The organism is Xanthomonas sp. D-36-1, assembly GCF_017746155.1.
Classification (GTDB): domain Bacteria; phylum Pseudomonadota; class Gammaproteobacteria; order Xanthomonadales; family Xanthomonadaceae; genus Xanthomonas; species Xanthomonas cissicola.
Map to the genome: position 1 here is coordinate 1 of NZ_JAGHWR010000071.1, position 25,250 is coordinate 25,250.

Consider the following 25,250-nt stretch of genomic DNA (forward strand, 5'->3'; position numbering starts at 1 on the left):
AGTTGATCAGACCTTCCTTAAGCAGGTGGACCGTCCCCGTGTCATTTCCAAACAGCTGACGATATTGCTGCCAAAGGATGTGGAGCTCGACGAGCTTTCGATAGAGCTCGTAGAAGCTGGCGCCTAACTCCTCTCCCATTGAGGAAATGTACTCGGCACGTATCTCATCCATGGATCGCGTGGTCATCCGCGTTCGCCCTAACTACATTGGACCGCCGAAATGCGGTGTTGCGTTGAGTATCTTGGATCGCTGCCGCTTTGTGAAGGAGGAAATCCTATCCGGGGTCACGGGATTGCACGATGGCAAGCGGACGCGACCATTCGGATGCTTTCAGTGTTATCCAGCAAGGATGCAGGCGTATGAGATACGCCCCAAAAAGCACGGCGTAACAGTGCTTCCACCGCTCTGGCTACTCGAGCAGATGCGCGATCGCCCGCGCATACGGCACTACAGCCTGCGCACCGAGCAGCCTATCTGGGCTGGATACGGCGCTTCATCCTTGCCAGCGGCAAGCGTTATCCGGCGCAGACGGGCCAAATGGAGGTCGCGGTGTTCCTCACCCGCATGGCGGCCGATGCGCAGGTGACTACGGGCATACGGAACCAGGCGTTTGACGTCGCTGTTGTTTCTCTAACGCGACGTATTGCGTATCGATCGGCATCACGTGCCCCAGGAAATCCTAGCGTTGAAAATCTTGAGTAATAACGTCGCAGTGCACGATCATGAAGTCACGACGTTCACCGCCAGAAACAAAAAAACCGCGCAATGCGCGGTTTTTTCGTCAGACCTTTTGCCAACCCATCAAGGACGACGCGCCAGCGCCTCCACGTCCTTGGCCTTCGGCAGCAGGTCCTGCTTGGTCACCGCAAACGGACCGATGCTCAGCATCGGTACGGCCACGATCACCGAGGAGATCACCACGATCACTGCGCCGATCATGTGGGTTTCGGCCAGGCCCTCCATCGATTCGCCGCCGTAGATGTACAGCGCCAATGCCGACAGGAAGAACATCACCGCGGTGATCACCGTGCGCGAGAGCGTCTGGTTGATCGAGCGGTTCAGCACTTCCAGCGGCTCCACGCGCAGTGCGCGGAAGTTTTCGCGCACGCGGTCGAACACCACGATGATGTCGTTGATCGCAAAGCCCATCACCGACAGCAGGCCGGCCAGCACGGTCAGGTCGAACTCGCGACCGGTCAGCGACACGAAGGCCACGGTGACCAGCAAGTCGAACAAGGCGGTCAGGCTGGCGACCACCGCGAACTTCCACTCGAAGCGGAACGCGATGTAGATCAAAAAGCCCACCAGCATGAACACCGTGGCATACACGCCATTCAAGGCCAGATCCTTGCCGACCTGCGGGCCGACGAATTCGCCAGGCTGCACGGTGGCCGGATTCTCGTCGCTGGTCACTGCCTTGCGCACATCTTCGGCAACGGTGCGCGCGGCATCGTCGCGATTGTTGTTCTGCCCATGCGGCTGCAGGCGAATCATGACTTCATTGCCGCCGCGCGCGTTCTGCACCTGGGCGTTTTCGAAGCCGGCCTTGGACAGCTTCTCGCGCACCTGGTCCACGTCCACGGTCTTCTGGAACGAGGTCTGCACCAGCGTGCCGCCGGTGAATTCCAGCGCGTAATTGAAACCCTTGCCGACGATGATGCCGACCGAGGCGACTGCCAGCACCAGCATCAAGATCAGCACCGGCTTGCGCCAGCTCATGAAATCGATCTTGGTGTCGTTGGGAATGAGATGGAGCGGGAACAATTTCATGGAAAAGATCTTCCGTTTAAGACGTTTGCGCCATTGGGGCGCAGACGCTTGCAAAGGGATTCATTCCCCGACCGCGTGCAGCTGGGCTGCACCGGCCAGGGCCGGACTCGCATCTCAGATAGCGACGGACTTCAGCTTCTTGCGGCTGCCGTAGATCAACACCGCCAGCGCACGCGACACGGTGATCGCGGTGAACATCGAGGCGAAAATACCGATCATCATGGTCAGCGCGAAACCCTTCAGCGGGCCGGTACCGAACGCGTACAAGGCCACCGCCACGATCAGGCCGGTCAGGTTGGCGTCGAGGATGGTGCCGCCGGCCTTTTCGTAACCGGCCGCGATCGCCGACTTGGCCGGTACGCCCAGGCGCAACTCTTCGCGGATACGCTCGTTGATCAGCACGTTGGCGTCCACCGACAGACCCACCGACAGGGCAAGGCCGGCAAAGCCCGGCAACGTCATGGTGGCGCCGAACAGCGACATCACCGCCACCACGATCAGCAGGTTGAACAGCAGCGCCACCGAGGTGATCGCGCCGAACACGCGGTAGTAGATGGTGAAGAACACCAGGGTGAACAGGAACGAGTAGACCACCGCCGTGACGCCGCGCTCCACGTTCTCCGCACCCAGGCTCGGACCGATCACGTATTCCTCGACGAAATCCATCGGCGCGGCCAGCGAGCCGGATTTCAGCAGCTTGGCCAGGTTCTCGGCTTCGGTCTTTTCCAGACCGGTGGTCTGGAAGTTCTTGCCGAACACGCCGGCAATGCGGGTTGGCGACAAGGCTTCTTCCTTGACCCGCACGCTGCGCACTTCCTTGCCGTCGACCATGGTCACGGTGGGAATGCGCTCGATGTAGACCACCGACATCAGCTTGCCGACGTTGGCGCTGGTGTAGTCGAACATGCGCTGGCCGGCGACGTTGTTGAGCGTCACCGCCACTGCCGGCATGCCGTTCTGGTCGGTGCTGACCGACGCGCTGACCATCTGGTCGCCGGTCACCAGCGCGCGCTTGTTCAACAACACCGGCGCGTTGCTGTCGCGCAGGCGATAGACCTTGGCCTCCGGCGGAATGTTGCCGCTACGCACGGCATCGTCGGCGTTGCCGTCGACCACGGCGCGGAATTCCAGCGAGGCGGTGGCACCGATCAGGCGCTTGGCTTCGGCGGTGTCCTGCAGACCGGGCAGTTCGACCACGATGCGGTCCTCGCCCTGGCGCTGGATGGTCGGCTCGGACACGCCCAGTGCGTTGACGCGGTTGCGCAAGGTGGTGAGGTTCTGCTCGATCGCACCGCTGGCGATCTGCTTGAGCTCGGCCTCCGGCACCTTCACGGCGATGTTCTGGCCGCTGACGTCGTAGGTCAGGGTCGGCTGCGCCTTGGCCAGCGCCACGCGCGCGGCGTCCGCATTGGCGCCCTCGCCCAGGCTGACCTGGATACTGTTGTCGGCGCGACGCTCCACCGAGCGATACGGGATACGCGCATCGCGCAAGGTGGTGCGAATGTCTTCGGCAAACCCGTCCAGGCGCTTTTCCAGCGCGGCCTTTTGATCGACCTGCATGGCGAAGTGCACACCGCCCACCAGGTCCAGACCCAGCACCATCGGCCGGCCGCCCAGCTTGGCCAGCCAGTCCGGCACGGTGGAGGCCAGGTTCAGCGCCACGGTGTAGTTCTCGCCCAGCTGCTGGCGCAACACGTCGTTGGCGCGGGTCTGCGCCTGCAGCGAGGGCAACCGCACCATCAGGCTGTCGCCTTCCTTTGTGATCGCCTTCGGCGTGATGCCGGCGCTCTTGAGCTCACCGTCGATGCGGCTGCGCAAGGCGTCGTCAAGCTGCGCACCGCGGCTGGCGGTGATCTGCACGGACGGGTCCTTCTGGTAGACGTTGGGCAGCGCATACAGCGCGCTGACGGCCAGTACCAGCAGGATCAGGAAGTACTTCCAGCGAGGAAATTCGAGCATTGCGACAGTCCCGCGTGGCACCATCCCGGCGCCGCGCCTAGCAGTGAGAACGACTTCAAGCGACCGGTACAACGTCGCCAATGGTCTTCAGATGGATACGGGCGGAACGGTGGAACCGGCGGGTCACAACCTCCGGTTCCACCTGGCGACTGCGCCTGCCTGACAGCGGCGCAGCCATTGCAAGACGCGCTTAGCTCGCCGACTTCAGCGTGCCCTTCGGCAGCACATGGCCCACGGCGCTCTTCTGCACGCGGATACGCACGTTGTCGGCCACTTCCACGCTGATGAAGTTGTCGCCGATGTCGGTGATCACACCCGCAACGCCGCCGGAGGTGATCACTTCATCGCCGCGCGCCAGCTTGTCCAGCAGCGCCTTGTGCTCTTTCTGGCGCTTCATCTGCGGGCGGATCATCAGGAAGTACATCACCGCGATCAGGATGATCGGCAGCGCGAAGGTGGACAGGCCTCCCATCGGGCCGGGTGCCGGCGCGCCGCCAGCGACCTGCGCCTGGGCAGCGGGGATCAGGAAATCGAGCAGATTCATTCAGTGCATCCTAGTTTGGTGCCAGCGCGCCCATGGGCCCGCTCGCTATTCAGGTACCGCCGGGGCGGAACAGCCGGGAATTATGCCATGCAGGTTCCACGCCGTCCGCGTCAGGGCGCGCTCGGCCGGTCTCAGCTGGTTGCCCCCGGCAACGGCGGCGTGGTGGCGCCGCGTGCCGCATAGAAGGACCGCCGGAACTCCACAAAGGTTCCCGCCGCGATCGCTGCGCGCATGTCGGCCATCAGTTTTTCGTAGTACCAGAGGTTGTGCAGGGTGCCCAGCATCGGCGCCAGCATTTCGTTGCAGCGGTCCAGATGGCGCAGGTAGGCGCGCGTATAGCCGCTGCTGCAGGCATGGCAGCCACAGCCCGGCTCGATGGTGTCCAGGTCGCGCTCGTACTTGGCATTGCGGATGCGCACGGTGCCGAACGAGGTGAAATAGTGGCCGTTGCGCGCGTTGCGGGTGGGCATGACGCAATCGAACATGTCCACCCCGCGGGCCACGCCTTCGACCAGGTCTTCCGGGCGGCCCACGCCCATCAGGTAGCGCGGGCGCTCGGCCGGCAGGCGCGGATGCAGGTGTTCGAGCATGGCATTGCGTTCGTGCTCGGGCTCGCCCACTGCCAGCCCACCGATCGCATACCCATCGAAACCGATGGCTTGCAGTCCGTCCAGCGAGCGGCTGCGCAGGTCCGGATGCACCCCACCCTGCACGATGCCGAACAGCGCCGCATCGTTGCCGAGCCCATCGTGCGCATCGCGCGAGCGCTGCGCCCAGCGCAGGCTCAGCTCCATCGAGCGGCGCGCGACGTCCTCGGTCGCCGGGTACGGCGTGCACTCGTCGAAGATCATCACGATGTCCGAATCGAGCACTTTCTGGATTTTCATGCTCTCTTCGGGACCCAGGAACACCCGGGCGCCATCGGTCGGCGAGGAAAAGGTCACGCCCTGCTCGGTGATCTTGCGGCGATGCGCCAACGAAAACACCTGGAAACCGCCGGAATCGGTGAGGATGGGCCCATCCCAGCGCGCAAACCCGTGCAGTCCGCCGTGATCGCCGATCACCTCCAGGCCCGGACGCAGATACAGATGGAAGGTATTGCCCAGAATGATCTCCGCACCCAGCGCGCGGATCTGCTCGGGCAGGATGCCCTTGACCGAACCATAGGTCCCGACCGGCATGAACGCAGGGGTTTCGACCGTGCCACGCGGAAAGGTCAGGCGCCCACGGCGGGCATGCCCGTCGGTGGCTTGGAGCTGGAACTGGAGTCGGGACATTGAGGGGCCGGGATTGGAAATTGGTGATTCGGGATTGGCAAAAGCGAGAAGGCTGAGAGCTGAGGGCCGTTACGAATCCCCACTCCCGAATCCCCAATCCCGGCCCCACAACAACATCGCATCGCCGTACGAAAAGAAGCGGTAGCGCTGCGCGATGGCGTGGCGGTAGGCGGCGAAGATGCGCTCGCGGCCGGCGAAGGCGGAGACCATCATCATCAAGGTGCTTTCGGGCAGATGGAAGTTGGTGACCATCGCATCGACGCTGCGGATGCGGTAGCCGGGCAGGATGAAGATCTGGGTTTCGCCGGCGAATGGCTGCAATTCGCCTTCGGGCGCGGCCTCGGTGGTGCGCCAGGCGCTTTCCAGCGAGCGCACCACCGTGGTGCCCACCGCGATCACGCGGCCGCCGCGGGCACGCGTGCGGCGCACCTGTTCCACCAGCGCGGCCCCCACGTTGAGCCATTCGGTATGCATGACGTGCTGGTCGAGCTTGTCCACCCGCACCGGCTGAAAGGTGCCGGCACCCACATGCAAGGTGACGTGGCCGAACTCCACCCCGCGCTCGCGCAAGCGTGCCAGCAGCGGCTCGTCGAAATGCAGCCCGGCGGTGGGGGCGGCCACCGCACCGACTTCGCGCGCGAACACGGTCTGATAGCGCTCGCGGTCTTCCACGCCCGGCTCGCGGCGGATGTAGGGCGGCAGCGGCAGGCGGCCAGCCTCCAGCAGCCAGTGTTCCAGCGGAGTCGGGATCTCGAAGCGCAGCAGATAGAACTCGCCATCGCGGCCCAGCACCTCGGCCTGGCCGCCGGCATCGAGCGCGATCAGGCTGCCGGCCTTGGGCGACTTGCTGGCGCCGATCTGTACCCGCGCCTGACGCTCGCCAAGCAGGCGCTCGATCAGGATTTCCACCCGTCCGCCGCTGGCCTTGTGCCCGAACAAGCGTGCCGGAATGACCCGGGTGTCGTTGAAGATCAGCAGATCGCCCGGCTGCAGCAGCTCGGGCAGATCGCGCACCTGGCGGTCGGCCAGCGCCTGCGGCGACGGCGGCACGACCAGCAGCCGGCTCGCCGCGCGCTCGGCCAGCGGCGCCTGGGCGATCAGTTCGTCGGGCAGGTCGTAATGGAAATCGGACTTCTTCAAGGCCGCAGGATCGTTGTCTGAGTAGCCGCATAGTGTAACTGCGGCCGGGAATGGAGAATTGGGAATGGGGAATCGGACGAGCAGCAGGGCTTCATCGTCGCCTTTCCGCCCCCGATTCGCTGCTCTTACGATTCCCTATTCCCGATTCTCCATTCACCGCTCGAACTTGGTCGACAGGATGATCGCGCTGGTCGTGCGCTCCACGCCGTCGATGGCGCCGATGGCGTCGGTGAGCACGTCCATCTCGTTGACGCCGCCGACCACCCCCAGGGCGACCAGGTCGTAGGCACCGCTGACCGAATGCAGCAGGCGCACTTCCGGAATATCGCGCAAGGCCTTCACCACGGCAGGCATTTTCTTGGGCAGCACGGTGATCAGGATGTGCGCGCGGATGCGGCCCTGCTCGTAGTCGTCATGCGTGCGCACGGTGTAGCCGCTGATCACGCCGTCGCGCTCGAGCTTTTCGATGCGGCTCTGCACGGTGGTGCGCGAGAGTCCGAGCCGCCGCGCGATCTGGGCGGTGGAGGCGCGCGCGTCCTCGCGCAGCAGCGACAACAGGCGTTCGTCGGAGGGGGTGATCTTCACTATTGTGCATTCGTTTCGGCGAATCGCCGAAAATATCGTACTTCCTGCCCAGATTCACGCTGCCAAACGCCGATCTTCTGCCGATAATAGAAAGGGAACGCCACCTTTGAAGGAGATGCGCCATGTCCGTCCTTGCCCCGCTCGTCCCGCTGCGTGCCCATGCCGGCCGCCGCCTGACCGAAGGCCTGGACGACGCGACCATCGCGCGCCTGGCCGTCAGCCACCCTGACCTGCAGCAGGCCATCCATGCAGCAGCAGCCGAATATGCGCTGGTGCGCGATGACGCCGCCGACCTGCTGGACCTGGACGAAGAGGCCCAGATCGGCGCAGTGCAGGAAGGCTTCATCAATTTCTACGCGGACGACGCCGTGACGCCTTATGTGGCACTGGCCGCACGCGGGCCGTGGGTGGTCACGCTCAAGGGCGCGGTGCTCTACGACGCCGGCGGCTACGGCATGCTCGGCTTCGGCCATACGCCGGCGGCCGTGCTCGAGGCCATGGCGCGCCCGCAGGTGATGGCCAACGTGATGACGCCCAGCCTGGCGCAACGCCGGCTCGATCGCGCCCTGCGTGCCGAGATCGGCCACAGCCGCGGCGGTTGCCCGTTCGCACGCTTCATGTGTCTCAATTCCGGCTCCGAAGCGGTGGGCCTGGCCGCCCGCATCGTCGATACCAACGCCAAGCTGCACACCGACCCCGGCGCGCGGCACGCCGGTGCCACCATCAAGCGCCTGGTGGTCAAGGGCAGCTTCCATGGCCGTACCGATCGCCCGGGCCTGTATTCCGATTCCAGTCGCAAGACCTATACCAAATACCTGGCCAGCTATCGCGACGAGGATTCGGTCATCGCGATCGCCCCGTACGACGTGGCCGCGTTGCAACGCGCCTTCGATGAGGCCGCGCGCAATCACTGGTTTATCGAAGCGGTATTCCTGGAGCCGGTGATGGGCGAAGGCGACCCGGGGCGCGCGTTGCCGGCCGAGTTCTACGCCGCCGCGCGCGCGCTCACCCGTACCCATGGCAGCCTGTTGCTGGTCGATTCCATCCAGGCCGGGCTGCGCGCGCATGGCGTGCTCTCGGTGGTGGACTACCCGGGATTCGAACAGCTCGACCCGCCGGATCTGGAGACCTATTCCAAGGCGCTCAACGCGGCCCAATACCCGCTGTCGGTGCTGGCGGTGACCGAACACGCCGCGCAGGTGTATCGCAAGGGCACCTACGGCAACACCATGACCACCAACCCGCGCGCGCTCGATGTGGCCTGCGCCACTTTGGCGTTGTTCACGCCGCAGGTGCGCGACAACATCCGCATCCGCGGTGCGCAGGCGATTGCCAAGCTGGAAGCGCTGCAGGCCGAGCTCGGCGGCTTGATCACCAAGGTGCAAGGCACCGGCCTGTTGTTCTCCTGCGAACTGGCACCGCAATTCAAGTGCTACGGCGCCGGTTCCACCGAAGAGTGGTTGCGCCATCGCGGCGTCAACGTGATCCACGGCGGCGAGAATTCGCTGCGCTTCACTCCGCATTTTGCGATGGATGAAGACGAGCTCGATCTGCTGGTCGGCTTGATCGCGCGTGCGCTCAAGGAAGGCCCGCGCCAGCTGCAGGCCGAGGCGGCCTGATTCGCTCAACGCGGCACGCCGACGCGCATGGCGTCGGTGTGCTGCAGATGGCTGATAGGTCTTCCACCAGCTCTCTGCGGTGTGCCTTGGAACCTTGATCGGTGTCAGCAGTGGCGCCAGCCTTCGGTTGCGTCAAACCGATCCAGGCTGGGTCATCAGCCATTGGCTCGCCCGCCTTACCTAGCTCCGAATTCGCGCGATACCTGCAACACGCAATGCGAAGCCACTTGAACATGCAAGCTTGCGCTCGGATAAATCGCCTACAGCACCCAGGCCAATGACCTCACTCAGATTCGACCTGAGCGGCCCTGCCCCAGGCCGATTGCCGTATCACGCGCACGCTGCCACTCAAATCGGCACCGCGTTCAACTTGCGGCGCAGGTAGTTGGTCAGGGCACGCCGCGGCGACTTGCCGCGCCACGATGCCCAGCACAGGTGCGAGCCGACCGCGCTCTTGCCGCCACGATGGCCAAGCCCGAACCAGGTGCGGTCCGGATGGAAGGCATCGCGCGGGGGGACAGGATGTCGGCGAACTGCCCACCGTGCGCTTCGTAGAAACGCGTCAGCCCACGCGGGCCCGAAATCATCGGAATCTCGCGGTGGTCCTGCAGCGTTTCCGGAGCATGCGCGGTAAAGATGTGCTCGAGGAACGCGCGCCAGAACGGATGCCCGGGCTCGGAGCCGAACACGGCATTGCCGATCTTGAAGTCTTCCTGGCCCGGCGCACCTTCCTCGACGGGCAGCACGCAACGCTGCGACAGCATCTGCGCATCGAGTGGTCGTAGCAGTTTGTAGTCGGTGTCGAAGTAGAAGCCGCCATGTGCATGCATGTACGCGCAGCGGGCGATGTCGGCTTTCATCACACCGAAGCGAATCTGCTCGTAGCGCTCGGCAAACTCGGGGAATGCACGCCGCATCAGCTGGGAGTTATCGGCATCGTCCCAGACGTAACAGGTCCATCCAGGCAACAGGCGCTGCAGGCGATCGCAGATCCTGCGCTCCTCCCATAGCAGCTGCTTGGTGGGTGCGGTCAGGTGAATCAGTTGAGGAATCATGGGGGCGACTCGGGCTGTGGGGGAACCGAGCCGCCACCGCAGTGCCGCATCGATTCGGCTACCTGGTCGCTGGCCCGGCCGCACCAACCGTAGTCGCACTATCGACGTGACATAAATCGCACTCGCTGATGATCAAACGCAGGCCCATAGAAACAAGCGATGCAGATGCGAAGTCTTGAAACAACGCGTAAATGCAGTCGCAATTCCGATTAAACCGCTTGCTGCGTTGTCATATTCAAGGCGGCAGTCGGGCACGTCGAAGAAGCCGGCGGCGGACACACCGCTATGTGCACCTGGCTTGCAGACGCTGCGCACTGCTGGCTCTGCCCCCCGGCAGCACGGCATTGCGGACAGGCTATTGCCTGCCCTCGCTCATTCCCAGCATCGATCCGCACGCCCCTTGAGCGTTGCACTGCGCGGGCAGTTGCGCGGCGCAATGCGTCCGGCCTCGCGTTCGATCAAACGTTTGCTGCCGTTGCTGTCGCGTTGCAGTTCGAACGCGTCGTAGAGACGTCCGGTGGCTGTGCGCGATTCGTACACCAGATGCTGGCTGTCCAGACGCAGCACCTTATAGAGCTGGGTGTCTTCGCCCACCGGGCGCATGGTGGTGCGCGCCATGTCCGACAGGCGGTACTGCTTGGGCCCGGCGACCGAGACCACGAATACCGGCGTCGCCTGCCCGGCCGCATCGCCGCGCCGGCCATAGGTATGGTCGTGGCCCTGCAACACCAGATCCACCTTGTGGCGGCGGATCACCGGCAACACCTGCTCGACCAACTTTTCGTTTTCGCGATCGGCGCGCGGCGAGAAGAATGGCTGATGGATCAGCACGATCGACCAGGGATGCGGGTTGTCGGCCAGCACCTTGTCCAGCCACTGGGCCTGCGCCGGGCCGGTGCCCAGATCCAGCGCCGAGGTGCCGTCGAGCACGGCAACGCGCACGCCCTGGTAGTCGAACCAGTAGCTGGTGCGCGCGGCGGCCGAAGGTCCGTTGCGCGGCAATGCAAAGGTCACCGGCCAATGACTGCCGAGGACGCGTGTGGCCTGTGGCGTGTCCTCGCCTTCTTCGTGGTATTCGTGATTGCCCGGCGCCGGCGCCACTGCAGTGCCTTCCAGCAGCCAGCGCCCTGCCTCGAACCATTCGGCCCATTCGTTGTCGTCCTGGCCGTCCTTGCCGCTGACCAAGTCGCCAGCGAACAAGGCCAACCGCGCGTCCGGTGCCGAGCGCCAGGCCTGGCGGATCACCCGCGAGACCAGACTGAGGTTCTTGTTCTGGGTATCGCCGAAATACAGCAAGGTCAGCGGCGTGGTGGCTGTGGCAGCCGTGCGGAAGTGATTCCATGCGCCCCAGGTCCCCTGCCCCTGTACGCGGTACGCGTACATCGTGTCCGGCTGCAGCCCATCGACATCGGCGCGATGGTGATGCGAGCTGCCGTTTTCGCCAGCGAGCGTCAGCGTGCTCGCCCGAATGCGTCGGGGCGTGCCCACATCCGGCGAATCGCCGGCGACCACCAGTTCCAGCCAGGGCCTCTCGACGCTGGCATCGGTGCGCCAGGCCACGGCAAACCCGGTGGCCGCGTCCTGCGCCGGGGAGGCGACGATGCGGTCCGGGAAGCCGTCGGCAACGTAATGGCTAGAACCTGCCGGCACCTGCGTATTGGGTTCGGCAGCGCGGTCGGCCGCCGATGCGAAAACGCTCGTGGTTGCGATCGCTGCCAGCAACGCAGAGATCGATGCGCGCGCGGCCATCATGGCGTGCACTCCTTCAGGCGCAATGTCCGCGCGATATCGCGCCAATCGAACGCGGCCACCGCCTGGTCGTCATGCAACGCGTAGAACACGCCACCCGGAAAGCGCGCATCGCTGCGTTGATCCAGCCACACGCCATCGGTGTTGGCGGTAACGCGGCCGGCAAAGGCGCCGACATGCGCCAACGTCTTGCGATCGAAGACCTGGAACACGCTGCGGTCCTTGAACTGATCGGTGGCGATCCAGTAGCCGCTACCGTCGCTGCACGCGAACAGGCCGATGCCCTCGGCCTGCGCCTTGAACACCCCGGCGCCCACGTTGCGGCCGCGATACCGCCCGTCCATGCCGTAATCGCGCAACTGGGTGCCCACGGCCACGTCTTCTTCGGCAATCATCAGCCGCGCATTGGCTTCATCGCCGAACACCGATTCGGCAATCCGCACCGCGCCCGCTTCGCTGGTATCGCCGAAACTCTGCGTCAAGCGTGCCTGCCAGCCCTGCCCTGCGGCATTGAGCTGATAACGCCGAAAGCGCTGGCCAAGCTCGGCCAGCGGCGGCGGCAGATCCTTGTTGGCCGGCGACATGTAGTTGTCGCTGACCACCGCCTCGTAGCCGCCATCGTGCTTGCGTACCCACAGGCCGTAGGGCTCGCGCAATTCGTTCTGGCCAAACGCCGTCACCGGCGTGAGATCGGGCAAGGAGAAGACCTGCACGCGCCGGTTGTCGCGCTCCACCACGAACACCAGGTCATCGACTACCGAAATGCCATTGGGGCGGTCGAGTTTGCCCAGGGCCTTGCCCTTGCCGCCGACCACCCGCAGCCGCTTGCCGCTGTCGCCGTCGAACACCACCAGCGCATGCGTGCCCTTGGCCGTGGCGATCACCCAGCGGCGGCCATCGGGCGCCATCCAGCTGGCCGGCGAATCCAGGTTGTCCGATGGCGTCAGCGCGGTGATGAAGGCTTCCGGCACCACTTCGTGCGCAACCCTGGCTTCGCTGAGCAAGGGATCTTTCAGCAGCGCTTCGTCGGCTTCGCGGCCGGCCGGAGCGCTGGCGCAACCGACCAATGCGGCGGCGGCGGACAACAGCGTGATCTGCACAACGGTGCGTAGTGCGATCACAACGCCACCTTCAGGCCAAGCGCATAGGTGCGGCCGTACTCTTCATTCTGCAGGGTGCGCGAGCGGATGCCCTGATACAGCTCCAACGGCTCATCCAGCAGGTTCTGCGCTTCCAGATACAGGCTGACGTGGCTGTTGAATTGATAGTTCATGCTGAAATCCAGCTGCGTGTGTGGGGCAACGTAGATATCGTACGCACGGCTCTGCCCGATGGTGTCCAGATATTGGCTGCGATACACCGCCGCCACGCGCGCACTGAACCCGTATTTCTCGTAGCCCAGGTGGCCGCTGTAGATGCGCTTGGACGAACGCGGCAAGGTGAAGTCATCGCCGGCACGATTTTCCAGGCCCGGATTGAAATCGCTATCCAACGCCGTGGCGCTGGCACCAACCAGAAAGCCATTCCAGCCATCGGGCAGGAAGTCCAGGGTCTGCTGCCAATTGAATTCCGCGCCGCGCACCTTTGCGGAGTCGCCATTGATCGAGCGTGTGACCTGCAGGCCGGGAAATTCCGCATCATCGGTATTGATGGTCTGCACGATGTAGTCGTCGATCGACTTGTGGAACACGCCCAGCGAGATCACGCCGGTACTGCCGATGTATTTCTCGAACGACAGGTCCAGATTCTGCGAGCGGTACGGATCGAGATCGGGGTTGCCCAGACTCACCTCGTTATCGCCACGGTTGATGCTCACGCGCGGCGACACATCGCCGAACGCCGGGCGCGACAAGGTCTTGTTGGCCGCAAAGCGCAGCACCCAGTCATTGCCACTGTCGTAACGCAGATGCAGGCCGGGCAGCACGTTGGTGTAGCTGCTGGAAGCCTCGCGCGGCGTCACCGTGGCGGTGCGGCCATTGGCCGCCACGTCCACCTGGTTGCCGGTGGCATCGAACTGCGTATTTTCCACGCGCACGCCGGCGATCATGCGCAGCGCACCGATGTCCCAGGTGCCCATCGCATAGGTGGCGAAGACATCTTCGGTGGCTTTGTAGTCGTCCTGCAGCGAGGTCTGCAGATTGCCGCCCACATCTTGCGGGCGTGCACTGTACAGATCGCCGGAGGTGTTCCAGTAACGGCGCATGCCGTCCGAGCCGATGCTCTGGCCCAAGGTGCCGCCACGGTGTTCGGGCGCGGCGGTGGTCCAGTCGCTCAGGTCGATGGCCGGCCCACGACGCAGTTCGCTCTCGTCCACGTTGACATCGCGCTCGCGCCAGCGGCCGAGCACACCCATCTTCAGGCTGGAATGTTCGCCATCGAAGCGCACATTGATCTGCGCGCTGCGTTCGCTGTCGTCCACCTGCGTGGGCGCAATCACGAAGCGATCGAATACGAGATCTTCGTTGCTCTGCCAACCGTTGTCGGAGAAGCCCAGCTTTGGAATGCCACTACGCTGATCCACCGTGGCCGCCAGATCGTCGCCGTCGTAATTGAAGCGCGCTTCCTTTTCATCGTTCACGCGTTCGCGGGTCTTGGTGTAGCCCAGCTTGTAATCCACGGTGGCAGCGCTCAGGCGGTTCTCGCCACCCACGCTCAACGCCATGGTGTCTTCCTTCTTGGTGCGGTAGCGCACGCGCTTGGAAATGCTGTCGGCTGGCAGGTCGGCCACGGTATAGGTGCCGTCGCCATTGGCGCTGACGTCGCCATCGCTCAGACCGAAGATGGTGCGCTGACGCGTTTCGGCATCGTCGAAGCGGCTGTAGAGCGTGCGCAGGTAGTAGCGGTTATCCGCGTCCGGGCGCCAGTCCAGATTGAGGTTCGCGCCCATGCGGGTGCGTTCGATGAAGTATTTGCGGCGCTGCACTTCGCCGGCGAACAGATCGTCGTCCGCGCCACCGTCAAAGGTGTCGTAGGCCACTTCGGTATTGTCCGATTCGAACTCGCGGTCCTGGTAGTTCACACCCACCGCCACCCCGAAGGTGTCGTTGAAGATGTCGCTGTAGTTGAACGCACCCTTCGGGCTGGTCTTGCCCGACAGCGATTGGTGGCTGGCTTCGATGGAGCCGCGCAACGTGCGTCCGTCGCGATCGAAGGCGGAGGTGGATTCCACCTGGATCGCGCCGCCGATGGAGTCGCCCGGCATGTCCGGGGTCGGCGACTTGACCACCTTCAGGCGCTCGGTGGAATCGGAAGGAATCACGTCCAGCGGTGCCGAGCGCGTGCCGTCTTCCGGCGTGCCCATGGTCATGCCGTCGATGGTGACGCTGTTGAGCGACGAATCCAGGCCGCGGATGACGACAAAGCGCCCTTCGCCCTGGTCGCGGGTGACGCTGACGCCGGGCAGGCGCTGCAAGGATTCTGCAACATTCTTGTCCGGGTAACGTCCCATCGCATCGGAGGCGACGGCGTCCTGGATGGCATCGGAGGCGCGTTTGAGATCGACGGCGCGCTCCTGCGCTTCCAGCTGCGGGCGCACTTCCAGCCGCTCCAGGTCGATTGCCGCAGCGTTGGCAGCGCCACCGGTGGCCGCACCCTCGGCCGCGTGCACCAGCGGGCTCCACGTGGCCGCAGCCAACGTCAGCGTGATCGCCAGGCAGAGCGGAGTCTTGTTCAACACGGGTGCTTCCCCAATCGGTTAAGAATGGGTGGGCACACTATGTCTACGACGTTTCACTGACATGACATATGCATCAGCCATCACACCCGAAGTGTGGCGACACACCGCGCGGCTGCGGCACACTGTGCCCCTCTCCCGCCTGCCGCCACCCATGAAAATCGTCGAAGTCCGCCACCCCCTCGTCCAGCACAAGATCGGCCTGCTGCGCGATGCCGCCTTGAGCACCAAGGGCTTCCGCGAACTGGTCACCGAACTGGGCACGCTGCTGGCCTACGAGGCCACCGCCAATCTGGACACCGAATCGCACACCCAGCCGGGCTGGGCCGGCCCGGTGACGGTGCAGCGCATTGCCGGCGCAAAGATCACCTTGGTACCGATCCTGCGCGCCGGTCTGGGCATGCTCCCCGGTGTATTGGCACTGATTCCTGCCGCACGCGTGAGCGTGGTCGGTCTGCAGCGCGATGAAGAAACCCTGCAGCCGGTGCCCTATTTCGAACGCCTCACTGGCCGCCTGGAAGAACGCGACGCACTGATCCTGGATCCGATGCTGGCCACCGGCGGCACCCTGATCGCCACCATCGACATGCTCAAGCGCGCGGGCGCACGGCGCATCAAGGGCATCTTTCTGGTCGCTGCGCCGGAAGGCCTGAAGGCGCTGGAAGCGGTGCATCCGGATGTCGAGGTCTATACCGCGGCCATCGACGACCACCTCAACGACAAGGGCTACATCCTGCCCGGCCTGGGCGATGCAGGCGACCGGATCTTTGGGACGCGGCTGGAGTGAGTTCACCCACCGCGGTGCGCTGGCCAAAGACGATGCAGTGATCGGTATTCAAGCCGCTCTCCTGCGGGGTGACACGGCACCGCTTGCGCGCCATTGGCGCGCGTGCCTCGGAGCGCGGGCCGGGGGTTGGGGTAAGGTGCGGCGAGCGACGCTGTCGGCGATTGCCTTCCGACGCCGCGTCGCGACGCGTTGTCATGTCAGGCAGCGGCAGCTCGCTGAGGCGCCCTCATCCGGCACTAGGCGCCATCTTCTTCCGACGGGAGTAAGGAGCAGCTGCGGCATCAGCTCGAAGAACGGCGCCTCAGTGCGTCGACGCCTCGATCGCCGCGCTCACATACACCAGCGGCGCATTCCAGTTGATCGCCACCTCGTTGGTGGAGTAGCTGCAGAAGTTGTCCAGGTACGACAACGCCGGCCGCTTGGAGGGATAAGGCACCTTGCACTCCTTGGCATCCTGCTGCCCCGGCTGCGGGCCGCCGACCAGCCAACCCGGCACCGGCGCTTCGATACCATCGGCCTCGGAGGGGCGGTGATGGATATGCATCGGGGTGCGCTTGCCTATTCCCGTAACGAAGGACAGCCCCAGCGGATTGCGGCCCAGGATGTAGTCCAACTGCGATTGCGCCGCATCCAGAAATTGCCGCTGCTGCGTCAGCCGGTAGCCCTGTAGCAGCATCATCGCGCGGTTGAGCACCCCTGCATTGCTGCCCCACACGAAATCGCTGTCGTTCATCGCCAGCCGCCATGCCGATGATTGCCAGGTGTCGGCCAACTGCTGTGCCAGCCCGGTAATCTCCCGTGCGATCCGCGCGCGATCGGCATGCGGCGTGAGTCGGTCCCGATGTCCGGCCAGCGACATCCAGGCCAGGCCACCGACATTGCCCCACGACGGCACGGTGGCCGGCACGTTGCGCGCGATCATCGCGTCGTAGAACCCATCCTCGCCGGTGGCGATGTACAATTCGGCCGCCGCCCAGGCGAACTCGTCGTCCAGGTGTGCATCGTCGTAACCGCCGGTGCGCACGTCGCTGGGCTGCTGGTAGATCACATCCGGATGCTGCTTCGCCCACGCCCACGCAGCCAGCGAGGCTTTCGACATGCGCGCCGACAGACCTGGATACTGCTTTTCAAACGGCGCATACACGCGGCTGGCCACGGCCATCACTGCCGCGAAGTCCAAGCTCGCGGCGGTGGTCTTCATCACCACGTAGCGCTGCTGCGTGGCCCGATCCGGCATCACCAAGCCAGCGAACTGCTTGTCGGTGAGCTTGTGGTACACGCCGCCATCGGCCGGGTCCTGCATGGCGAGCATCCAGTCCAGATTCCACCAGGCCTCCTGCAGGATGCCGGGCACGCCGGGCGCATCGTCGGGGATGGTCAGCGGTTTGGATTTGAAGAACGCCGGATACTGCTCGTAGGCCGCCAGCAAGGTGTAGGTGCTGATGCCGGAATTGACGACGTACTTGTTGTAGTCGCCCGCGTCGTACCAACCTTTGGGCGCGCTGATCAGGCTATCGGTTGGACGCGTCGCAGACGCTGCGGACGGATGGATGCGCACCTGCGTATCCGGGTGCCCGGCCGCGCGCGCATAGCGCCCGGCGTAGCGTGCCGGCAGTGCGGTGCTGGCACGGTTGAAGTAGAACGCCTTCAACGCTGCATCGACCAGGGGCTGATAGGCATGCGCGTCGATGGCGAAGGTCTCCGATGCCGGCAGCCCGTCGACCTTCAACCGATAGGTCCCGGCCGCACGCAGCCCGGAAAAATCCGCCACCCGCGCCTGCTGACCGGCCGGCGACCACAGCGCGGCCGGCTGCAGGGTCGCCTGCAACACGCTGCGTCCCTGTGCATCTTCGACCGTGAAGCGGTCCGAACGGTTCGCCGCGCCCTGCTGCGGCAGCCCGACGATTGCCAGTTTTGCCGAGCCCGGCAGATAGCCCAGCTGGTTGACGTGGATGGCGTCGCTGACCGCTACGGCCTCCTGCCTGCCGGGCGTCTCGGCAGCGCAGGCGAGCACGGGCGGAACGAGCATCAGGCTGGTGAGCAGAGTCTTGAAGATAGTCATGCCGCGATGGTCGCCGCATTATCTTGCAGCGACAAGTCCAATGCTGGCATAGCCGATGCGTCAATCCGCATCGCTGCGGTAATGCGCCCGATGCACGGATCACATCGCACGCAGCCACGCCGCGCTCATCATCACTGCATGCCATCGATCAACTGCATGCTTGGCTGGCGGCAAACGCGCCACCCCGGGCAACCACGGTCGCATTGCATCTGCGGCGATTGATCGAAACAACGAACAACGCCCGGCGGCGTTGCCGGCTACGGGCGTCAACGCAATGGGCTTCACACCTCAGTGTGCCGCAGCGTCCAACTGCACTTGCGCCTTGCCCACCGGGTTGCGCGGGTCGCTGCCGCCGCTGAGCACGTTGCTGCGCTTGTCCCACTCCACCGTTTGCAGGTTGCCCCATACATGGCTGGAGCCGCGGCCGCCTTCGGCGGTGTCGCCTGGCAATTCCAGCGCATGCCCCATCGCTTGCAGACCCTTGGCGGTCTGCGCCGAAAACGCGTCGGTCTCGGCCTCGATCACGTCCGGCAGCCACTGGTGGTGATAACGCGGCAAGGCGCTGACCGCCTGTGCATCCAGGCCGGCGTCGTAACCCAGGACGCCGAGCAGCACCATGGTGATGATGCGGCTGCCGCCCGGGGTGCCGAGCACGATCGCCTTGTCGGCCGATTCCATGAAGGTGGGCGTCATCGAGCTGAGCATGCGCTTGCCCGGCTTGGGCGCGTTGGCGGCGTAGCCCATCACGCCGAACGCGTTCGGAGTACCGGGCTTGAGCGCGAAGTCGTCCATCTCGTTGTTGAGCAGCACGCCGGTGCCCTTGGGAATCAGGCCCGAGCCGTACAGCAGGTTCACCGTCTGGGTAGCGCCGACGCGGTTGCCTTCGCCATCGATGATGGAAAAGTGCGTGGTCTCATCGTCTTCCAGCGGCGTGGGGTTGCCCGACAGCAGATCGCTGGGGGTGGCCTTGTCCGGATTGATGGTGGCACGCAGGCCTTGCGCGTAATCCTTGCTGGTCAGCACGCGCTGCGGCACGTCCACAAAGTCCGGGTCGCCCAGGAAAAAGGTGCGATCCCGGTAGGCGCGGCGCATCGACTCCACCACCAGATGGGTGCGATGCACATCATCGAGCGTGTTCAAGTCCCAGCCTTCCAGGATCTGCAGCATCGCCGCCAGCGCGATACCACCGGACGACGGCGGCGGCGCAGTGGTGATCTTCCAGCCGCGGTAATCGAACTGGATCGGCGCGCGCTCCTTGACCCGATAGCCGGCCAGCTCGGCCGCGCTCCACTGACCGCCGGCCTGCTTCACGCCGGCCAGCAGCTTCCTGGCCGTCTCGCCCTTGTAGAAGCCGTCGAAGCCCTTGTCGCCGAGCAGCTGCAGCGTCTGCGCCAGCTCCGGCTGCTTGAAGATCTCGCCTTCGGCAATGGGCTTGCCGCCGCGCAGATACACCTCGCGCGTACCGGGGTAACGCTCCATCACTTCGCGCCGCGAGGCATAGCCGTTGGCCATGCGCGCGTAGACCGGAAAACCTTGCGTGGCGATGCGGATCGAGGGCGCCAGCGACTGCTTCAGCGGCAACCGGCCGTGCTTGGCAGCCAGCTCCACCAGTGCCGCCGGCAGACCCGGAATGCCGGCCGACCACGGGCCGTTGACCGAACGGTCGCGGTCCAGCTCGCCTTTCTTGTCGAGAAATTGCGCCTCGGTGGCCGACGCGGGCGCGGTCTCGCGCGTGTCCAGCATCACGTCCTTGCCGGTCTTGGCGTCGTGCAGCAGGAAAAACCCGCCGCCGCCCAGCCCCGAGCTGATCGGCTCGACCACCGCCAGCGTGGACGACACCGCCACCGCGGCATCGAACGCATTCCCGCCTTCGCGCAGGATCTGCAGGCCGGCATCGGTGGCCAGGGCATGGCCGCTGGCGATCGCCGCGCCGGGCGGGTGCGCGGCAACCGCTGCGGTGGTGGCCGTCGCCGGCTTGGCGGCATCGGCGCACCAGGCCGCTGGCGCCAGCACAAGGGCCAGCAGCAACACGCCGCGCGAAGAAAAACGTCGGGAAAAAGTGCTCACGGGGCGGGGGGCTCCTGTTCGTACAGTTCGGGATGATCGCGCTGCAACTTCATCAGCTTGGCCAGCAACTGATCATGGGTTTCCGGAATGGCCGGATCCGGGTCGATGCATTCGACCGGGCACACCACCACACATTGCGCTTCGTCGAAATGGCCCACGCACTCGGTGCAACGTGCCGGATCGATGACGTAGATGGTTTCGCCCATCGAGATGGCCTGATTCGGGCACGCCGGCTCGCAGACGTCGCAGTTGACGCAGAGCTCGTTGATTTTCAGAGACATATCGGCACTACGATGCGACGCGACACAGCGCGCTGCAACCGCAGGCGCTGGAACGCAATGTACTGCCGCAGCGCGGCGCACGTGGCGCGCAGCGACAGATGGACAACGGCGTGGGCGCTGTCGGACGCCGGCCTGACGCGGCCGGCCCCGGTGGAGTGCGAACTCGGCAGCATGGTGCATTCCCAGGCTGCGGCCGGATGCGCCCTCCCGCGCACCCGGCCTGGTACGGCATTACTTGGCTTCAACGAAGATGTATTCCGCGCCCTTGGGCTGGACGATGGTCTGCACACGGGCGTTATCGGCGGCGTTGCCGATGAACAGCACGCGCACACCCTTCATCGAGTCCGGTGCCACGTCCTTGAACGCTGCATCGATCAGGTCGGCCATCTTGCTGGACGCCGACGAACCGAAGGCCAGCATGTTGCCCGGTTGCACGCCGCGCGCCAGTGCGGTCTTGACGCTCTCCAGCTGACGCTCGTAGCTGCCGGCAAATTCGGCATCGGACTCCGGCGGCAAGTAGTACAGGAACGGGCTGTTGGTGGTGGTGCCCAGGTTCTGGCCGACCACTTCCTGCAGGTACTTCTTCCAGCCGGCGTTGTCGTCCTTGGCCGGTGCGGTCAACGGGGCCGGCGCGGCGGCAGCGGTCGGCGCCGGCTCTTCCTTCTTGCAGGCGGTGACCGCCAGAGCGGCGATCGAAGCGAGCGCCAGAGCGCGCATGGTGTGTTTCATGAAACTCCTCCCTTTGAAATGCGTGTGGTGATGTAACTGCAACTGATCAGGCCTGCGCGCGGGACTGCCGCACCTGCCGCAACGCTTCGACAACCGATGCCGGCACGAAGCCGGACACATCCCCGCCCAGCCGCGCGATTTCGCGCACCAGCGAGGACGAGATGAAGCTGTATTGCTCGGCCGGGGTAAGAAACAGCGTTTCCACCTCCGGGATCAGATGGCGGTTCATGCTGGCCATCTGGAATTCGTATTCGAAGTCGGACACCGCCCGCAGGCCGCGCAGCAGCACGCCGGCGCCCATCTCGCGCACGAAATGGGCAAGCAGGGTATCGAAGCCGCGCACTTCCACGTTGGCATGCGCCGCCAGCGCTTCCTGGGCCAGCGCCACCCGGCGCTCCAGCGACAACGCCGGGCCCTTGGAGGGGCTGTACGCCACGCCCACCACCACCCGCTCGAACAACGGCGCGGCGCGATTCACCAGGTCGATATGCCCATTGGTGATCGGGTCGAAGGTACCGGGATAGACAGCGGTGCGGCTATTGGCAACGCTCATACGGAGACTACCGGGGTCGGATCGCTCTTCAGTGTAGCAGCGGCCCGGCGGTACAGCGCATAGCGCACCTCACGGGTGGCGCCCTCGCGGTGCAGGTGCCAGCCTGCCGGCAGCGGCGGCGGCGCATCGGCGGGCGCTTCCAGGTAGAGCCAGGCGTCGGCGGCCACATGCGCCGGCAGGCACTCCAGCACAGCCGGCCACAGGCCGGCCGCGAACGGCGGGTCCACGAACACGATATCGGCCAACGCTGCGGGTGCACGCTCCAGCCAGCGCAGCGCATCTTCCTGCAGCACCTGCACCTGGGTGGCGGCGTCGAGCCGGGCAACGTGCTCGCGCAGCCGCTGCACCAGGCCGGGGTCGCGTTCGATCAGGGTGGCATGCGCAGCGCCGCGCGACACTGCCTCCAGGCCCAGCGCGCCCGAGCCGGCGAACAGATCCAGCACGCGCGCGCCGGGCAGGCGCGGCATCAACCAGTTGAATACCGTTTCGCGCACGCGGTCGCTGCTGGGGCGCAGGCCGGGCAAATCCGGCACTGCCAGCCTGGTATTGCGCCAGCGCCCGCCGACGATGCGCACTTGCCCTTCCGTGCCACGTGGCGCCGGCCGCGGCGGGCGGCTCATCGCCACGCACCTGTCGATGGTGGGCGGGTGCAGCACGGCAGCAGCGCAGTTGGCGACATGGCTCAAGGCAGGACGAATGGCCGGCCATGATACCGCTGCCGTTGCTGCAGCCGCCCTCCCCCGCACCGGCCGCCACGCGCGGGACATGCGTGCAGGCCGCCTTGAAAAATCGGCAGAAGCCCGCATCCCCCAGGCCATCGGCCGCGTTGCGGCCTGGACCACCACGGAGCACGACCCCAATGACCGTTGAAACCGATAAGCAGACGCTCGGCTTCCAGACCGAGGTCAAGCAGCTGCTGCAGCTGATGATCCATTCGTTGTACTCGAACAAGGAAATCTTCCTGCGCGAGCTGGTCTCCAATGCCGCCGATGCCGCCGACAAGCTGCGCTTCGAAGCCTTGGTCAAGCCCGAGCTGCTGGAAGGCAGCGGCGAGCTGCGCATTCGCGTCGACTACGACAAGGACGCGCGCACCGTCACCATCGACGACAACGGCATCGGCATGAGCCGCGAGGATGCGGTCTCGCACCTGGGCACCATCGCCAAGTCCGGCACTGCCGATTTCCTCAAGCACCTGAGCGGCGACCAGAAGAAGGACGCCAACCTCATCGGCCAGTTCGGCGTGGGCTTCTATAGCGCTTTCATCGTCGCAGACCAGGTGGACGTGTATTCGCGTCGCGCCGGCCTTCCGGCCAGCGAAGGCGTGCATTGGTCCTCGCGCGGCGAGGGCGAATTCGAGGTCGCCAGCGTCGACAAGCCCGAGCGCGGCACCCGCATCGTGCTGCACCTGAAGGAAGGCGAAGAATCGTTCGCCGATGGCTGGACGCTGCGCGGCATCCTCAAGAAATACTCCGACCACATCGGCCTGCCGATCGAGATGCGCAAGGAGCATTACGGCGATGAGGCCGACAAGCCGGCAGAGCCGGAGTGGGAAGCGGTCAACCGCGCCAGTGCGCTGTGGACGCGCCCCAAGTCCGAGATCAAGGACGAGGAGTATCAAGAGTTCTACAAGCACATCGCCCACGACGCGGGCAACCCGCTGGCGTGGAGCCACAACAAGGTCGAAGGCAAGCTGGAATACACCTCGCTGCTGTTCGTACCAGGCCGCGCGCCGTTCGACCTGTACCACCGCGATTCGGCCAAGGGCCTGAAGCTGTACGTGCAGCGCGTTTTCATCATGGACCAGGCCGAGCAGTTCCTGCCGCTGTACCTGCGTTTCATCAAGGGCGTGGTGGATTCGTCGGACCTCTCGCTCAACGTCTCGCGCGAAATCCTGCAGTCCGGCCCCGTGGTCGACTCGATGAAGTCGGCGCTGACCAAGCGCTCGCTGGACATGCTGGAGAAGCTGGCCAAGGACAAGCCTGAGGACTACGCGACTTTCTGGCGCAACTTCGGCCAGGCATTGAAGGAAGGCCCGGCCGAGGATTATGCAAACCGCGAAAAGATCGCTGGCCTGCTGCGTTTTTCGTCCACGCACGACACCACCGGCGCGCAGAGCGTGGGCCTGGCCGATTACGTCAGCCGGTTGGCCGAAGGCCAGGACAAGCTGTATTACCTCACCGGCGAGAGCTACGCGCAGATCAAGGACAGCCCGCACCTGGAGGTGTTCCGCAAGAAGGGCATCGAAGTGCTGCTGCTCACAGACCGCATTGACGAATGGCTGATGAGCTACCTCACCGAATTCGACGGCAAGTCGTTCGTGGACGTGGCCCGCGGCGACCTGGACCTGGGCAAGCTGGATTCGGAAGAGGACAAGAAGGCGCAGGAAGACCTCGCCAAGTCCAAGGAAGGCCTGGCCTCGCGCATCAAGGCAACACTGGGCGACGACGTGGCCGAAGTACGCGTCTCGCACCGCCTGACCGATTCCCCCGCCATCCTGGCGATTGGCCAGGGCGACCTGGGCCTGCAGATGCGCCAGCTGCTGGAAGCCAGCGGCCAGGCGGTGCCGGAAAGCAAGCCGGTATTCGAATTCAACCCCACCCACCCGCTGATCGAAAAGCTGGATGCGGAAGCCGACATGGATCGCTTCGGTGACCTGAGCCGGGTGTTGTTCGATCAGGCTGCCCTGGCCGCCGGCGATAGCCTGAAGGATCCTGCGGCGTATGTGCGGCGGTTGAATAAGTTGTTGCTGGAGTTGTCGGTGTAAGCGCCGGCACCAGACGAAAACGTGAAACGCAACACCCTCTCCCCTCCCGGGAGAGGGTGTGCGGTGAGGGTAGGAGTGCGAAGCACGTGCGCGGAATTTGACCGGCTTGAATGCCGGTCTTTGCGTTTTGGCATTCTGTATTGTACCGAGCAATATGGGAAGCCTTGCCGCTTGCGAGGACGCAAACACCTCCTCCTTGCCCGATGGATCCGGGAATCCCAAAAGGGGGACAACGCCCCAACCACCTGGGGCAGATGGTGCTAGACGCCTGCCGCGATCTCTGGCCCTTGCTAATCCGAGCAGGATTTGATGTAAATTTTCGTCCGCACATACCTATCGCCGCAGCACTGTTGCTCGGCGGTTGCATAGATATTCCTGGGGAAAAATTTGAACCGCATTTTGCTAGTTGTAATTTTTTCCGCGATAGCGCTCTTCGCCCTGCCAACTAGCGTTGCGCATGCACAGACGTATTCAACACAAGCCGCTGCCTATGTAGCATGTCTAGATAATGCAAAGCTGAACTATGAGGCGAGGATTATTCCTTACCAAGCGAAGGAGTTCCGGTGTCAACTCATCGTCCCGCATTCAAGTACCTATACTGGCGCCATTTTCCTTAAGGAAGGTCTGAACAACGA

18 protein-coding genes and 2 pseudogenes are annotated in these 25,250 nt (G+C 64.6%); 3 read left to right on the plus strand and 17 right to left on the minus strand.

All coding sequences use genetic code 11. The features are described 5' to 3' along the window. The 7 genes and pseudogenes from J7367_RS17860 to J7367_RS17890 form a co-directional block, all read right to left on the minus strand. Positions 1 to 187: pseudogene (locus J7367_RS17860) on the minus strand (hypothetical protein); the annotation flags it as partial. Between the two features lie 615 nt (positions 188 to 802). Further along, complete coding sequence (gene secF / locus J7367_RS17865; protein WP_057661353.1) at positions 803 to 1,771, minus strand: protein translocase subunit SecF; 969 nt, start codon at positions 1,769 to 1,771, stop codon at positions 803 to 805. A 114-nt stretch (positions 1,772 to 1,885) separates the two neighbouring features. Further along, entirely contained in the window at positions 1,886 to 3,730 is a 1,845-nt protein-coding gene (gene secD, locus J7367_RS17870; protein ID WP_007969721.1) for a protein translocase subunit SecD, read from the minus strand. 190 nt (positions 3,731 to 3,920) lie between these two features. Continuing rightward, positions 3,921 to 4,274 carry a preprotein translocase subunit YajC gene (yajC, locus tag J7367_RS17875; RefSeq protein WP_057661355.1) on the minus strand — a complete coding sequence of 118 codons (354 nt, stop codon included), beginning with the start codon at positions 4,272 to 4,274 and terminating at the stop codon, positions 3,921 to 3,923. 131 nt (positions 4,275 to 4,405) lie between these two features. After that, positions 4,406 to 5,551 carry a tRNA guanosine(34) transglycosylase Tgt gene (gene tgt, locus J7367_RS17880; RefSeq protein ID WP_057661358.1) on the minus strand — a complete coding sequence of 382 codons (1,146 nt, stop codon included), beginning with the start codon at positions 5,549 to 5,551 and terminating at the stop codon, positions 4,406 to 4,408. A gap of 69 nt (positions 5,552 to 5,620) precedes the next feature. Then, positions 5,621 to 6,691: a tRNA preQ1(34) S-adenosylmethionine ribosyltransferase-isomerase QueA gene (queA, locus tag J7367_RS17885; RefSeq protein WP_057661360.1), complete on the minus strand. Its 1,071-nt coding sequence runs from the start codon at positions 6,689 to 6,691 to the stop codon at positions 5,621 to 5,623. Between the two features lie 153 nt (positions 6,692 to 6,844). Then, a complete protein-coding gene (locus J7367_RS17890; RefSeq protein ID WP_008574410.1) occupies positions 6,845 to 7,276 on the minus strand; it encodes an Lrp/AsnC family transcriptional regulator in 432 nt (143 codons plus the stop codon). A gap of 122 nt (positions 7,277 to 7,398) precedes the next feature. On the opposite strand from J7367_RS17890, the gene J7367_RS17895 reads away from it, so the two are divergent. Continuing rightward, a complete protein-coding gene (locus tag J7367_RS17895) occupies positions 7,399 to 8,895 on the plus strand; it encodes an aminotransferase class III-fold pyridoxal phosphate-dependent enzyme (protein WP_057661362.1) in 1,497 nt (498 codons plus the stop codon). Between the two features lie 348 nt (positions 8,896 to 9,243). Here the strand turns inward: J7367_RS17895 and J7367_RS17900 are convergent. The 4 genes and pseudogenes from J7367_RS17900 to J7367_RS17915 form a co-directional block, all read right to left on the minus strand. Further along, positions 9,244 to 9,950, minus strand: a pseudogene (locus tag J7367_RS17900) (glycosyltransferase). A gap of 372 nt (positions 9,951 to 10,322) precedes the next feature. Further along, complete coding sequence (locus J7367_RS17905) at positions 10,323 to 11,702, minus strand: metallophosphoesterase family protein (protein ID WP_057661364.1); 1,380 nt, start codon at positions 11,700 to 11,702, stop codon at positions 10,323 to 10,325. Further along, on the minus strand, positions 11,699 to 12,820 hold the full coding sequence (locus J7367_RS17910) for a phytase (RefSeq protein ID WP_042674623.1): 1,122 nt from the start codon (positions 12,818 to 12,820) through the stop codon (positions 11,699 to 11,701). Before J7367_RS17910 ends, J7367_RS17905 begins: the two co-directional genes overlap by 4 nt. Then, the gene (locus tag J7367_RS17915) at positions 12,817 to 15,375 is read right to left on the minus strand and encodes a TonB-dependent receptor (protein WP_209028962.1); all 2,559 of its coding nucleotides are present in this window, start codon (positions 15,373 to 15,375) and stop codon (positions 12,817 to 12,819) included. Before J7367_RS17915 ends, J7367_RS17910 begins: the two co-directional genes overlap by 4 nt. A gap of 151 nt (positions 15,376 to 15,526) precedes the next feature. Between J7367_RS17915 and upp the strand changes: the two genes are divergently transcribed. After that, entirely contained in the window at positions 15,527 to 16,159 is a 633-nt protein-coding gene (gene upp, locus J7367_RS17920) for a uracil phosphoribosyltransferase (RefSeq protein WP_005931906.1), read from the plus strand. Positions 16,160 to 16,460: 301 nt separating this feature from the next. On the opposite strand, the gene J7367_RS17925 is transcribed toward upp, so the two are convergent. The 6 genes from J7367_RS17925 to rsmD all read right to left on the minus strand — a co-directional run bounded on the left by J7367_RS17925 (position 16,461) and on the right by rsmD (position 22,537). Beyond that, a complete protein-coding gene (locus tag J7367_RS17925; protein WP_057661368.1) occupies positions 16,461 to 18,221 on the minus strand; it encodes a glycoside hydrolase family 9 protein in 1,761 nt (586 codons plus the stop codon). Positions 18,222 to 18,509: 288 nt separating this feature from the next. Next, the gene (gene ggt / locus J7367_RS17930; RefSeq protein ID WP_057661370.1) at positions 18,510 to 20,288 is read right to left on the minus strand and encodes a gamma-glutamyltransferase; all 1,779 of its coding nucleotides are present in this window, start codon (positions 20,286 to 20,288) and stop codon (positions 18,510 to 18,512) included. Beyond that, positions 20,285 to 20,569, minus strand: coding sequence for a YfhL family 4Fe-4S dicluster ferredoxin (locus J7367_RS17935; RefSeq protein ID WP_057661373.1), 285 nt, complete (start codon positions 20,567 to 20,569; stop codon positions 20,285 to 20,287). The genes ggt and J7367_RS17935 overlap by 4 nt, the downstream gene beginning before the upstream one ends. 231 nt (positions 20,570 to 20,800) lie before the next feature. After that, complete coding sequence (locus tag J7367_RS17940; protein ID WP_005931897.1) at positions 20,801 to 21,298, minus strand: hypothetical protein; 498 nt, start codon at positions 21,296 to 21,298, stop codon at positions 20,801 to 20,803. Between the two features lie 46 nt (positions 21,299 to 21,344). Further along, positions 21,345 to 21,851 (minus strand): pantetheine-phosphate adenylyltransferase, encoded by a 507-nt coding sequence (gene coaD, locus J7367_RS17945; protein WP_005917071.1) that lies wholly within the window; start codon positions 21,849 to 21,851, stop codon positions 21,345 to 21,347. Beyond that, a complete protein-coding gene (gene rsmD, locus J7367_RS17950) occupies positions 21,848 to 22,537 on the minus strand; it encodes a 16S rRNA (guanine(966)-N(2))-methyltransferase RsmD (protein ID WP_176215029.1) in 690 nt (229 codons plus the stop codon). Before rsmD ends, coaD begins: the two co-directional genes overlap by 4 nt. A 173-nt stretch (positions 22,538 to 22,710) precedes the next feature. Here rsmD and htpG point away from each other — a divergent pair, with 173 nt between their 5' ends. Further along, positions 22,711 to 24,615, plus strand: coding sequence for a molecular chaperone HtpG (htpG, locus tag J7367_RS17955; RefSeq protein ID WP_057661377.1), 1,905 nt, complete (start codon positions 22,711 to 22,713; stop codon positions 24,613 to 24,615). The last annotated feature ends 635 nt before the right edge of the window (positions 24,616 to 25,250 follow it).